General features: G+C 66.9%; 8 protein-coding genes and 1 other RNA gene. 3 read left to right on the top strand and 6 right to left on the bottom strand.

What is annotated here, in order from left to right; genetic code table 11:
• The first annotated feature begins 178 nt into the window (after window positions 1-178).
• Complete coding sequence (locus RQH86_RS20830; protein WP_115512771.1) at window positions 179-511, top strand: DUF6172 family protein; 333 nt, start codon at window positions 179-181, stop codon at window positions 509-511.
• Between the two features lie 272 nt (window positions 512-783).
• A non-coding RNA gene (locus RQH86_RS20825) (sX9 sRNA) lies at window positions 784-861 on the top strand.
• 67 nt (window positions 862-928) lie between these two features.
• Here the strand turns inward: RQH86_RS20825 and RQH86_RS20820 are convergent.
• The 6 genes from RQH86_RS20820 to RQH86_RS20795 all read right to left on the bottom strand — a co-directional run bounded on the left by RQH86_RS20820 (window position 929) and on the right by RQH86_RS20795 (window position 10,420).
• Entirely contained in the window at window positions 929-2,218 is a 1,290-nt protein-coding gene (locus RQH86_RS20820) for a DEAD/DEAH box helicase (RefSeq protein WP_311239025.1), read from the bottom strand.
• A 368-nt stretch (window positions 2,219-2,586) separates the two neighbouring features.
• Window positions 2,587-4,122 carry a dihydrolipoamide acetyltransferase family protein gene (locus RQH86_RS20815; protein ID WP_311239024.1) on the bottom strand — a complete coding sequence of 512 codons (1,536 nt, stop codon included), beginning with the start codon at window positions 4,120-4,122 and terminating at the stop codon, window positions 2,587-2,589.
• The gene (locus RQH86_RS20810; RefSeq protein WP_115512768.1) at window positions 4,119-4,502 is read right to left on the bottom strand and encodes an SH3 domain-containing protein; all 384 of its coding nucleotides are present in this window, start codon (window positions 4,500-4,502) and stop codon (window positions 4,119-4,121) included. Before RQH86_RS20810 ends, RQH86_RS20815 begins: the two co-directional genes overlap by 4 nt.
• Before the next feature lies 1 nt (window position 4,503).
• Window positions 4,504-5,574: an alpha-ketoacid dehydrogenase subunit beta gene (locus tag RQH86_RS20805; RefSeq protein WP_055853297.1), complete on the bottom strand. Its 1,071-nt coding sequence runs from the start codon at window positions 5,572-5,574 to the stop codon at window positions 4,504-4,506.
• Window positions 5,567-6,655, bottom strand: coding sequence for a pyruvate dehydrogenase (acetyl-transferring) E1 component subunit alpha (gene pdhA / locus RQH86_RS20800; RefSeq protein ID WP_104614330.1), 1,089 nt, complete (start codon window positions 6,653-6,655; stop codon window positions 5,567-5,569). The genes RQH86_RS20805 and pdhA overlap by 8 nt, the downstream gene beginning before the upstream one ends.
• Window positions 6,656-6,832: 177 nt before the next feature.
• On the bottom strand, window positions 6,833-10,420 hold the full coding sequence (locus RQH86_RS20795; RefSeq protein WP_311239023.1) for a lamin tail domain-containing protein: 3,588 nt from the start codon (window positions 10,418-10,420) through the stop codon (window positions 6,833-6,835).
• Between the two features lie 962 nt (window positions 10,421-11,382).
• On the opposite strand from RQH86_RS20795, the gene RQH86_RS20790 reads away from it, so the two are divergent.
• The gene (locus RQH86_RS20790; protein WP_055853292.1) at window positions 11,383-12,279 is read left to right on the top strand and encodes a tryptophan 2,3-dioxygenase family protein; all 897 of its coding nucleotides are present in this window, start codon (window positions 11,383-11,385) and stop codon (window positions 12,277-12,279) included.
• Window positions 12,280-12,399: the final 120 nt, after the last annotated feature.

Here is a 12,399-nt window from a genome sequence, read left to right as displayed (position 1 = left end):
CGCGGTGTCTCAACGGATTGGGCGAGCTTCCGCCCGAAGGCCAGGACCGGCACGCGTTGGGAGGAGGTTCCCGGCTTCGGTCGCAGTGCAGGCCCGAATCCCGCCCGGACAGCCGCCGATTCACCCACAACGCCCGCATGGCCTCACAATAGGCGGCCAGTTCCGGAACGATGTCCCCATGCGCAAGACCTACCAGCTCAACCTCGAAGGCAAGAACCGCGACCGTCTGCTGGAAGCCAGCAAGAACGATATCCGCAAGTACATCCGCCGCGAGCGCCGCAAGGACCTGCCCGAAGGTGCGGACTATTGGGACTTCGACATGCGCTTTGGGGTGGACGAGGCCAGCGCCGCGCCGCTGCCGCCAGCCGAGTTGATCCGCGCGATCAATGCGCTGACCGGCGAAGGCGGCGACCAGTTCTTTGTGGAAATCCTGCGCAAGCCCGCCAAGCGTGTTCCGCGTGCCGATGGCGATGCGCTGGCCGGTGGCGAGCTGGATTTCGAGCAGGACTGAGGTCTTCGCTCTCCTCCCGTGGCGGCGCACCGCTGCGGGACGACCAATCCCTGTCGCGTTGTGACCGGCGCCGGATCGAATGCATTTCGCGTACCGTCTTGCGGATGCCAGTGGCACGGCTCACACGAAGGTTGTAGTGCTCCAGCGAGCGCTTTCAGGTGGCTGATGGACGATTGCCTGGCCTGCTGGTGATAAGCAGCGGCATCTGCCGCTCGCGCTAAGAGCGGCTAACAAAACAGCTGTGCAACCGCCAGGCGGGCGCGGCCGGTGTTAGGAATCGGACTCGTACACTAAGGTCCTGAGCGCGCCGTCCAGACCCAGCTGACGCCTGCTCGCTACGTTTGTTAGCCACTCTTAGCCATTCGAGTGGCTATGCACATCAGGTGACAACTGCTCGCTGCGCCGTGTCGGCCGCTCTCAGCCAGGCTTGTCGAGCTGCGCCTGTGCCACGGCGCGTAGTTTGTCTTTCTTGCTCGGCCGTTTGCCTTTGATGCCGCCGTTATCGTCCGCTGCGCGCGCGTCTGCGGCTGGCGTGTTTTGTGCGGCGGCCTCGGCGGGGGTCGGCTCGAAGCCTTCGACCACGCTGGTCGGTACGCGCAGGCCCTGACGTTTTTCGATCAGGCGCCATTGCTGCGCGTTGTCGGCAGTGATGAAGCTGATCGCCAGGCCACTGGCGCCGGCGCGCGCAGTGCGGCCGATGCGGTGGGTGTAGTCCACGGTGGAGCGGGGCAAGTCGTAGTTGAGCACTGCCGGCAAGGCGTCGATATCGATGCCGCGCCCGGCCAGATCGGTGGCCACCAGCACCTGTACCTCGTGCTGTTTGAATGCTTGCAAGGTGCGCTCGCGGCGGCCCTGACTCAATTCGCCGTGCAGCGGCTGGGCGTTGATGCCGGTCTTGGTGAGTTTTTCGGCGACCTTGTCGGCGGTGTGGCGGCTGGCCACGAACACCAGCACATGCGACCAGCCGTGCTCGGTCAGTAGGTGCCGCAGCAGTTGCGTGCGTTGGCCGGCATCCACCGCGATGGCGCGCTGTTCGATCGCCGGGGCCTGCTCGGGCGTGGCTTCGATGGTGATGCGCAGCGGGTCGCGCAGCCGGCGTTTGGCCAGCGCGGCGATGGCCGGCGGGTAGGTGGCAGAAAACAGCACGCTCTGCCGTTGCGCCGGCAGCAACGCCAGGATGCGATCAAGCTCGGCGCCGAAGCCCAGCTCCAGCAGGCGGTCGGCCTCGTCCAGCACCAGCGTGGCCACCTCGCCCAGGCGCAGCGCGTTGTGATCGACCAGATCCAGCAACCGGCCGGGCGTGGCCACCACGATGTCGGCACCGCCGCGCAGCGCCAATAGCTGCGGGTTGATCGAACTGCCGCCGGTGGCGACCACCGTCTTCAAGCGGCGCGGCAGATGCGCGGCCAGCTGACGTAGCGTGTCGTCCACCTGTGCGGCGAGTTCGCGCGTGGGCACCAGTACCAGCGCACCGAGCACGCGCGGCGCGGTGTCCGGGGCCAGGCAGCGCTGCTGCAGCAGCGGCAACGCATAGGCCAGCGTCTTGCCCGAGCCGGTCTGTGCCATCGCAATCAGGTCGCGCCCGGCCAGCATCGGCGGGATCGCCTGCTGCTGGATCGGCGTGGGCGTGCGATGACCGGCCTTGCTCAGCGCGGTATCGAAGAACGGCTGCAGCTGCGGCGACAGCGAGAGATGGGCAAATGACATGCCGCCGATTATCCAGGATTGGCGATGGCGCGTGCGCGCTGCGGGCTGCGCATTGGACTGGGCGCGCGATCGGCGTCGCGGCCGATCCGCGAACCAACCCGCGTGACCCGAAGACACTGCACGCGGTGCGCTCGGAAGCGCCGTGCACAAAATCGCGTTGCATACAGCTCACTGCAACGCTGTAAGCCCTCGTCACGTTGATGCGGACATTGCCCCAACATGATGGCGTCAGTCCACCTGCATGCTCACAAAAAAGCCGCCCATCTCGGGCGGCTTTGTGTGCTGTGCAGCCATCGCGTGCCCATTGCGGCTTTCGCTTCACCGGCAGCGTTGCAGGCGCAACGCCGCCGGTGGATGGGCCAGGGCGATTACTGCGCCAGTGCCAGATCGTCCAGCATGGCGCGCAGGAAGCGTGCGGCCTCACCGCCGGTGGCGGCGCGGTGATCGAAGGTCAGCGACAGCGGCATCACCTTGTGCGTTTCCACTCCGCCCATCACCGGGGTGAGCTGGTAGCGCGCGCGGCCGGCAGCGACGATGGCCACACACGGCGGCACCACCACCGGAGTGGCGTAGCGGCCGGCGAACATGCCGAAGTTGGACAGCGAGATGGTGTAACCGCTCAATTCGGAGGCGGCGATGCTGCGGGTTTCCACCTGCTGGCGCAGCCGGTTGACGCCTTCGCGGATGCCGTACGCATCCAGCATGTCGGCATTGCGCAGCGCCGGCACGAACAGGCCTTCTTCGGTATCCACCGCAATGCCGATATCGACTTGGTTGTGCAGGGTGCGGCTAAGCGCATCGCCGTCGAACCAGGCGTTGAGCGCGGGCACGGCCTGGCAGGCACGCACGATGGCGCGCACCAGACGCACGGTGACATCGTTGCCGGGCTGCCAGGCGTGCAGGTCGGCGTCGTCGTTGAGCGTGGTCGGCACCACCTTGCTGTGCGCATCGGCCATCACGCGCGCCATGTTGCGCCGGACGCCCTTGAGCTGTTCGGGCTGGCCCTTGGCGACCACGCCTGGCGGCTGGGTGCGCATGGGTTTGCCGCTGGTGGAGAGTGCGGAGCGGTGCTGGCCCTCATCCGCCCTGCGGGCACCTTCTCCCGCAGACGGGAGAAGGGTCGCCGTTGCCGGTCGATCGCTGCCTTGGTCAGCGATCCCATTGGCTCTGCCGCCTTCAGCGATCGAACCACCAGCGAACGAAGCCCCTCTCCCGCTGGCGGGAGAGGTCGGCGCGCCCTGCGCACCGGGTGAGGGCTGCGCGGTCCCGGCCGCGGCAGCCTGCTTCACGTCGGCCAGCGTCACCGTGCCGTCCGGGCCGGTGGCGCGCACCTGCGTCAGATCCACGCGCAGCTTGCGCGCGAGCGCGCGCACCACCGGCATGGCGCGGACGCCGCCGACTGCAATGGCCTGTTCGCTTTGCACGGTGTTGGAGCTCTGCATCGCACCGACCACGGTGCCGGCGTCATCGCGCTCGCCTGCCGCATCGGAAGCTGCATTTGCGTCGGCATCGGCAATTTCGCCACCGTTGTCGGAGGCCACCACGCGGTCGGTGGGGCCCGCCGCGCTCTGTCCGGTGCTCGGCGTGGCCGCCTGCGCGCTGCCGCCGTGACCATGCCCGTGACCGGTGTCCTGGCCATCGGCGCGTTGCGGTTGCGAGGCATCCAGTGCGAACTGCGCCAGCATGGAGCCGGTCACGATCACATCGCCGGCCGCACCGGCCAGCTTGACCACGGTGCCGGAAAACGGCGACGGCACCTCGACCACCGCCTTGGCGGTTTCCATCGACACCAGCGGGTCGTCCAGGCGCACCGTGTCGCCCTCCTTGACGAACCACTCGACGATGGTGGCATCGGGCAGGCCTTCGCCCAGATCGGGCAGATGAAAATTCTTGCTTTCGCTCATGGCAGATTCTCTTGCACCGCAGGCAGCTGCGGCGTGGTGTCGTCGAGGAGTTCCAGATCGGCTGCCGGCAGCCAGCCCTGCGCGCCATCGGCACGCTCGGACCACCACCAACCACCGTGTTCGTAGTGCAGCAACACGTCCTCGCCCTGGCGGGCATCGAGTTCGCGTGCGTCGTAATCGCGCAGGGCTTCGGCCCGGCCATCGCCCAGCGGGCGCAGCCACGCCACCGGCGCCCAGCCGGCATGGCCTTCGCCAGTGTTGACCCAGGCAAACGCCGGCCATTCTTCATCGCGTACGCCGATGCCGACCTGCTGGCCGGCACGGAAGCGGATCGGATTGGCGACTCTGGCGCGGTGATCGCAGAGCAGACGGGCGCGCATGTCAGCCGGCAGCCACCGCACGGCGCGCTGCCGTGACGATGCGCTCCACGCTCGGCAGATACTTCATTTCCAGCCGGAACAGCGGGATATGCGTGTCGTAACCGGTGACGCGTTCGACCGGCGCGAGCAGGTCGTACATCGATTTTTCGGCGAGCTGTGCGGCGATCTCGGCACCGAAGCCGGCGGTGCGCGGCGCCTCCTGCACGATCACGCAGCGGCCGGTCTTGGCCACCGATTCGGCAATGGTGTCGAAGTCCAGCGGACGTAGCGTGGCCACATCGATGACTTCGGCGCTGATGCCTTCGCCAGCGAGTTTGTCGGCCGCTTCCAGCGCCTCTTTGACCTGCGCGCCCCAGGTGACCAGGGTGACGTCGGTGCCGTCGCGCAGCACGAAGCACACATCCAGCGGCAAGGCTTCGCCATCGTTGGCGACCACTTCCTTGTACTGCCGATAGATGCGCTTGGGCTCCATGTAGATCACCGGATCCGGGTCGCGGATCGCCGCCAGCAACAGGCCGTACGCGCGCTGCGGCGAGGACGGCAGCACCACGCGCAAACCAGGCACGTTGGTGAAGATGGCTTCGTTGGCTTCGCTGTGATGTTCCGGCGCGCGGATGCCGCCGCCCCACGGCACGCGCAGCACCATCGGGCAATGCAGGCGGCCACGGGTGCGGTTGCGCAGGCGTGCGGCGTGGCAGATCAGGTGATCGACCATGGGATATACGAAGCCGTCGAACTGCGCTTCGGCCACTGGCTTCATGCCTTGTGCGGCCAGGCCGACGCTGAGGCCGGCGATGGTGGTTTCATCCAGCGGGGTATCGAGCACGCGCTCGCTGCCGAAGCGCTGCTGCAGGCCGGCGGTGGCGCGGAACACGCCGCCGTTGACGCCGACGTCCTCGCCCAGCACCAGCACTGCGGGGTCGTGCTCCAACTCCCAGGCCAGCGCCTGGGTGATGGCTTCGATCAAGGTGATGGGCGAACTCATGGCACTGTCTCCGCGCGTGGCTGCGGCGTTGTAGGGGGCACTGGCGTGGTGCGAGGTTTCCGCATGCACCTGCTTGAGCTCATCCATGACGCGCCTCCAGGGCCATCACTTCGGCGCGCTGCGCCAGCAACTGCGCCGGCGGGTCGCCATAGAGGTAATCGAACATGGCCTCCACCGGCTGCACCGGGGTATTGAGATAGGCGTTGACCTCTTCGTCGATACGCGCGCCGCATTCGGTCTTCCAGGCGTCTTCCTGCGCCTGGTCCCACAGACCTTGTGCGGTGAGATAGGTCCGCAGACGCAGCAGCGGTTCGCGCGTCCAGGCCTGTTTGACCTCGTCTTCGCCGCGATAGCGGCGCGCATCGTCGGCGGTGGTGTGGTCGGTGAGGCGATAGGTCATGAACTCGATGACCGTGCCGCCTTCGCCGGCCAGCGCACGCACGCGCGCCTGACGCATCGCTTCGAGCACCGCGATCAGATCGTTGCCGTCCACCTGCAGGCAATGCAGGCCGCCGGCCAGCCCCTTTTGCGCCAGCGTCTGCGCACCGGTCTGCGCCGAACGCGGCACCGAGATCGCCCAGCCGTTGTTGATCACGCACAGGATCAGCGGCAGCTTGTAGGCGCCGGCCGAATTGAGTGCGGCATAGAAGTCGGTCTTGGAGCTGCCGCCATCGCCGCAGCAGGCTACCGCCACCTGCGGCTTGTTCTGCAGTTTGAACGACAGCGCCGAGCCGGCCGCATGCAGGCACTGGGTGGAAATCGGCACGCAGATCGGGAAGTCGATGGCCGCATCGGCATCGCGCGGATAATCGCTGCCGCGCTCGTCGCCGCCCCAGTACAGCAGCACATCGCGCGGGCGTACGCCGCGCTCGAACATGGTGCCGTACTCGCGGTAGCTGGGCGCAAACACGTCGCCGCTGCGCATCGAGGCACCGATGCCCACATGCGTGGCCTCGTGGCCCAGGCTGGCGGCGTAGGTGCCGAGCTTGCCGGTGCGCTGCAGGGCCACCGACTTGCTGTCGAAGGTGCGCACGAACAGCATGCGCTTGAACAGGGCGAGCAGGGTTTGCGGATTGGCGGCGTCGGCCGGCAGGTCGTCGCGGACGAAGTTGCCGTCCGCGTCCATGTATTGCAGATAGTCGATCTGGAACTGCGCGGCTACGCTCATTGCGGCGACACCTTCATCAAGAAGTTTCAAATGATATGAGTTGCCATGTTAAGGACGGCGAAGCAAAACGCTGTCCTGCACCGCAACACATAATGATGCTGGCATGCACAAAAAAAAGGGCGCGGACCAGGCCGCGCCCTTTGTCGCAGTAAGAAACTGCGACGTGGTGCACTGCGATCAGCGGCGGCCGGCGCCTCCTCCGATCGGGGTGACGATCAGCGCCGAATCGTTGGCCGGGTCGGCATCCGGGGATGCCGATGTGGCACTTGCCTGCACGCGGATGGCACCGTCGGCCGGGATCGGCTTGGCCGCCACGGTCAGCTGGAAGGCCAGCTGCGCGCCCGGCAGCACGACTGCCGCACTGCTGCACACGAAGCGGGCACTGCGCAGCGATTGCACCTGCTTGTCGCAGCGCCAGCCCTGCGGCGGCACCAGCTGCGACAACGCAGACACCGTATTGCCTTCGATCACCAGGCCGGGACGCTGCGCCGGCGCGGCACCGACGTTGTCCAGCAGCACGCGGTAGCTGGCGTTGAACGCGGTGGTCGGCAGACTGGCCGGGCCATCGAACCGCACCGCCAGGTCGCTACGCGGCTGCGGCCGTGCCTGCACCACGACGGCCGCGGTGTCGGTGTTGTTGTCCGGCTGCGGGTCGGGCGATTGCGAGGCCACCGAGGCGGCCAGGGTGAGGGTGCGTCCGGCCAGTTGCGAGCTAGCTTCGATCTGCGCGGCGAAGCTTTGTGCGTTGCCGGATGCCAGCGAGGCGATGGTGCATGTGACCACAGTCTGGGTGCCGGTTTCCGGCGGTAGGCAGCTCCAACCCGGTGCCGCAGTTAGCCGTGGGCTGACCGCTGCATCGAAGGCAAATGCCACAGCTGCAAACGCTGCACTGTCGGGTCCACGGTTTTCCACATCCACACGGAAGTCGATGCGCTCGCCTTCGGTGACCTGCGCCTGTGCGGCACTGACTGCCACGCCCAGGTCCGCGTTGACTTGCGGAGTCATGCGCAACAGCACCACGGTGGGATCGTGATCGGAAAGACGCGTGGGCGTGTTGGCATCGTTGCGCGCGGTGCCGGGGAAATCGGCATTGATGCGGGCATGGCCCACCGACAGCGAGACGATGTTGGGTGCGCGCATCAGCGCCGCGTTGGCCAGGATGTGATCCAGTGACTGCACGTTGCCATCGAAGGCGTACGAGTAGCTCTGGTCGGGCGTGTTGAACCAGGTCAGATCGGTGTAGTCCGGGTCGACCAGATCCACGCCATCGCCGCCTACCACGGTCTGCTCATCCGGCGCCGGTTTGCCGGTGACGGTGCCCATCGCATCCACATAGCCGTCGTTGAACTCGAAGGCGTTGAAGTCGCCCATCACCAGCACGTTTTCCGCCGGATTGAGTTGCTGACGCGTCTGCAGCAGGCGCGCCAGATAGTCGGCCTGGGCCTGGCGCTTGGCGCGGATGCGGGTGCCGGCTGCGTCGTCGGTCTCGGCGCCGTTGAGCGAGCGCTGATGCACCACGATGGCGGACAGCGGCAGCGTGCGGCCGTCGGCCTGATGCACGTTGGCCGTGAGCACCAGCGGCGGGCGGTCGTTGAGCAGGCTGACAGCGCCGGCCGGCTCCGTCCACGTGGTGGTCTTGCCTTCCTGCGCGATGGAAAGCACTTCCACGCGTGGCACGCCGGCGGCAACGTCGGCGGTCTTGACCAGGAAGCCGACGTCGATACCGCCCACGTCGTTGCCTTCCTGCAGGTAGGCCACGTATTGCGGATTCGGTTGGCCGGAGCCTGCCGTATCGGCATTGATGCGTGCCGCCAATGCCTGCAACACGCTGAGGTTTTCCACTTCCACCGTACCCAGGATGTCGGGCAGATGCAGATAACGGCGGATCGCCAGCGAAGCCTTGTTGAGGCGCGCCTGGAACGCGGCCGGGGTGAGCACCGGTTCGCCGATGGCCGGGTCGTTCTGGTCGTCGAAGAAACGTTCCATGTTGTAAGTGGCCACGGACACATCGTCGGCCTGCGGCATCGGTGCCGGACGCGGTCTATCCGCATCGTTGCAACTCACCTGCGGGGTGCGCTCGGGATACAGCGTGTAGCGGCGGAAGCTGTAATCCAGCGGGCCGACCACATTGAGCAGCTGGCAGCCAGCGGCCAGATCCAGCCGCTCGGCGCCGACGCCGGCACTGCCGACGGCGATCACTTCCGGATTGGTGTTCCAGCGCGGCACGCCGACAGGCGCGGCGGCCGGCAGCGGGTCGGGCATTTGCACGCCGGGTTCGCGGAAGGCGCGCGGCACGCCGGTGACCACGGCATGGAACACGCCATTGCTGGTGGCCGTGGCGTTGGTCTCGTTGACGCTGCCGCCGGTGGGCGCATTGACGGTGAGGCTGGGCGCGATCACGCGCATGCCTTCCAGCGCTTCGAGCTGATCGAAGGCGCCTTTGGGGTTGGGGAAGTCCGGGCGCAACAGCACCGGCGACGGCAGCGGGTTGCCGGTGGAATCGGCCAGCACGGTGACGCTGCCGCCGATTTCGGTCAGTGGCGGCTGGGTCGGGTCGGCGGTGGGCACGTATTCGATCACCGTGCCCTGCACGCGCACCCGGTTGCCGATGGCGGCCGCTTCCGGCGGGGCGCTGCCGGTATAGACGTAGACGCCTTCGGAGGTGGCCGGGTCGGCGTCGGCCTCGATATCCGGGGCCTGCAGGAAGAAGCCGGCGCTGCGGCGTGCGGTCACGATGCCGGAGGTGGCCACCACCTGGCCGTCCAGCGGCGAGCGTGTGCCCTTGCCCTGGATACTGTGGATTGGCAGCAGATTGAAGTCGTCGTTGACGATGGTGCCGGTGGCACTGAGCGTGGCCGGCAGCGCGCCGGTGAGGCCGCTGATCTGCAGGCTGAAACGCTCGTCCGGCTCAGAGAGGGTGTCGCCGAGCACATCCACCGAAATGGTAGCCGTGCGGTCGCCTGCGGCAATGCGCACGGTGGTCGCGGGCAGGGCGATGTAGTCGCTGCCAGCGGTGGCCGTGCCATCGCGCGTGGCGGCGGTGAAGCTCACCCCGCCCGCACCGGCCGGCTGGCTCAGGCTCAGCGTGAATACGACGCTGCGGCTGCCGCTATTGCCTTCGGCCTGGCTGACATCGGCCAGCGTGGCGATCGGCTGGCCGCCGCCGCTGCACAGACGCGCAGCGCTGGCGCTATTGCGCGGCGTTGGTGCGCCGGTGGCGAAATCGGCCGCGTTGTTGTCCGTATCGGTGCAGCCATCGCCACCGCGCAGCACCGCCAGCGTGTTGCTGGGGGCCGGCGTGGGCGCATTGCCTTCGGCGCAGCTGGCATTGCTGCCATAGCCGACCAGATCGGCGTTGCCGGTGGGGCAGGCGCCGCTCAGTGCCGACGCGGTGGTGCTCAGCGCTACCTTGCCGGCGGTACCGCTCAGGGCCAGGGTGCCGGTGGCGTCGGGCGTGGGCAGCGCAACGCTGCCGCCGCTGCCATCGGCCTGCTTGACCAGGTAATACCCGCCGGCCGGCACGCTGCCTGCCAAAGGGGTGGCCTGCCAGCTGCTGCCGGCGGCCGAGGCGTACTGCACCGACCAGCCGTCGAGGCTGACCGTGGTACTGCCGATGTTGTGCAGCTCGATGAAATCGCTGCGGAGGGTGGCGCCGCTATTGCCGCCACCGCCATAGACCTGGCTGATGACGACCTGGGCATTGGCGTGGCCGGCAACTGCCAGCGCACAGAGAAATACGGCTGCACGACGCTGCAACACATGCATGAGATGAGAGTCCCCTGATCCTTGAGACGTGAAACGCTCCCCTGGTCCGGCCACGTCCCTGGCCGGCAGCGCCGTTCGATTCTGCATGAATTTGCAGACCTTGGTTGACGATACTGTGACAGCGGTGCACTGGCTGAGACTGCACTGGCGGCTGGCCGGGTGGTTCAGAAGCGAAATAAGTGCCGGCGTCGAACACGCCTGGACGTGTGGCGTTTGATGTGTCGCCGGGTCGCGCGGCATCCGGTGCAGGCACCGGCTGGCCCTTGCACGGTTCTCCAGCGCTGCAAGCAGCCTGGTAACCAAGCAACCAAGCAACCAGGCAACCAAGCAACCAGGCAACCAAGCAACCAGGCAACCAGGCAACCAGGCAACTCGGAATGTGCCCGCCCATCCCCGAACCGGGCGCAACAAAAGGCCGCAGCCATCTGCGCCGAGTCGCACCGAGATGCTTGCAAGCAACGGACGCCCGTTTCATCTACCCCGGTCGCCAGGGACGCGGCCTCACTGGCCCGACGCCTCGAATCGCCTTCGACCTCGACTGCACGCGCGGCTTTTCGGTTCCACCTCGGCGGCGACGTGCATTCCACGATCAACTTTCATCCATCCCGGTCGCCAGGGACGCGGCCTCACTGGCCCGACGCCTCGAATCGCCGTCGACCTCGGCTGCCTGCGCGGCTTTCCGGTTCCACCTCGGCGGCGACGCGCATTCCACGATCAACTTTCATCCATCCCGGTCGCCAGGGACGCGGCCTCACTGGCCCGACGCTTCGAATCGCCTTCGACCTCGACAGCACGCGCGGTTGTCCGGTTCCACCTCGGCGGCGACGCGCATTCCACTCTCAACCCGCAACAGCAAAGCCAACCGCTGACCCTGACCCGATTCCCGATTCCCGATTCCCACTCCCCACTCCCCACTCCCCACCGCTGAGCTACCCTGACCGGCCCGATCCATCAGCACTGCCATGCCCGTCGACAAGAACCTGCGTGACCTGGAACCCGGCATCCACACCGATCTGGAGGGGCGGCTGACCTACGGCGGCTATCTGCGGCTGGATCAGCTGTTGTCCGCGCAGCAGCCGCTGTCCGAGCCGGCGCACCACGACGAGATGCTGTTCATCATCCAGCACCAGACCTCCGAGCTCTGGTTGAAGCTGTTGGCGCACGAGTTGCGCGCGGCCATCGTGCATCTGCAGCGCGACGAGGTCTGGCAGTGCCGCAAGGTGCTGGCGCGCAGCAAGCAGGTGCTGCGCCAGCTCACCGAGCAATGGTCGGTGCTTGAGACGCTGACGCCCAGCGAATACATGGGCTTTCGCGATGTGCTCGGCCCCTCGTCAGGGTTCCAGTCGCTGCAATACCGCTATATCGAGTTTCTGCTGGGCAACAAAAACCCGCAGATGCTGCAGGTGTTCGCGTACGACCGGCAGGGCCAGGAGCGCCTGCGCGAAGTGCTCGAAGCGCCAAGTCTGTACGAAGAATTCCTGCGTTATCTGGCCCGCTTCGGCCATGCGATTCCACAGCAGTACCAAACCCGCGACTGGACCGCTGCGCATGTGGCAGACGACGCCTTGCGCCCGGTGTTCGAGCGCATCTACGAAAACACCGACCGCTACTGGCGCGAATATGCGCTGTGCGAGGACCTGGTGGATGTGGAAACCCAGTTCCAGCTCTGGCGCTTCCGCCACATGCGCACGGTGATGCGGGTGATCGGCTTCAAGCGCGGCACTGGCGGCTCCAGCGGCGTGGGATTTTTACAGCAGGCGCTGGCGCTGACGTTCTTCCCGGAACTGTTCGACGTCCGCACCTCGGTGGGTGTGGAAAGCCGGGCGCCGGTGGGTGATGCGGACGCTGGGAAGCGCTGAGCGAGGCAAAAAGCTTAGCAACGCAGGGGCGCGCGCGCTGAAACTCGGGAGAGCACTTACTCGGGAAAGCAGTCGCTTGAAGCCCCTCTCCCGTCGGGAGAGGGGTTGGGGTGAGGGTAC

Source organism: Xanthomonas sp. WCS2018Noco2-27 (assembly GCF_031843525.1).
Lineage (GTDB): Bacteria > Pseudomonadota > Gammaproteobacteria > Xanthomonadales > Xanthomonadaceae > Xanthomonas.
The sequence above is the reverse complement of the archived record's forward strand: the minus strand, read 5'-3'. Positions and strand labels throughout refer to the sequence as shown.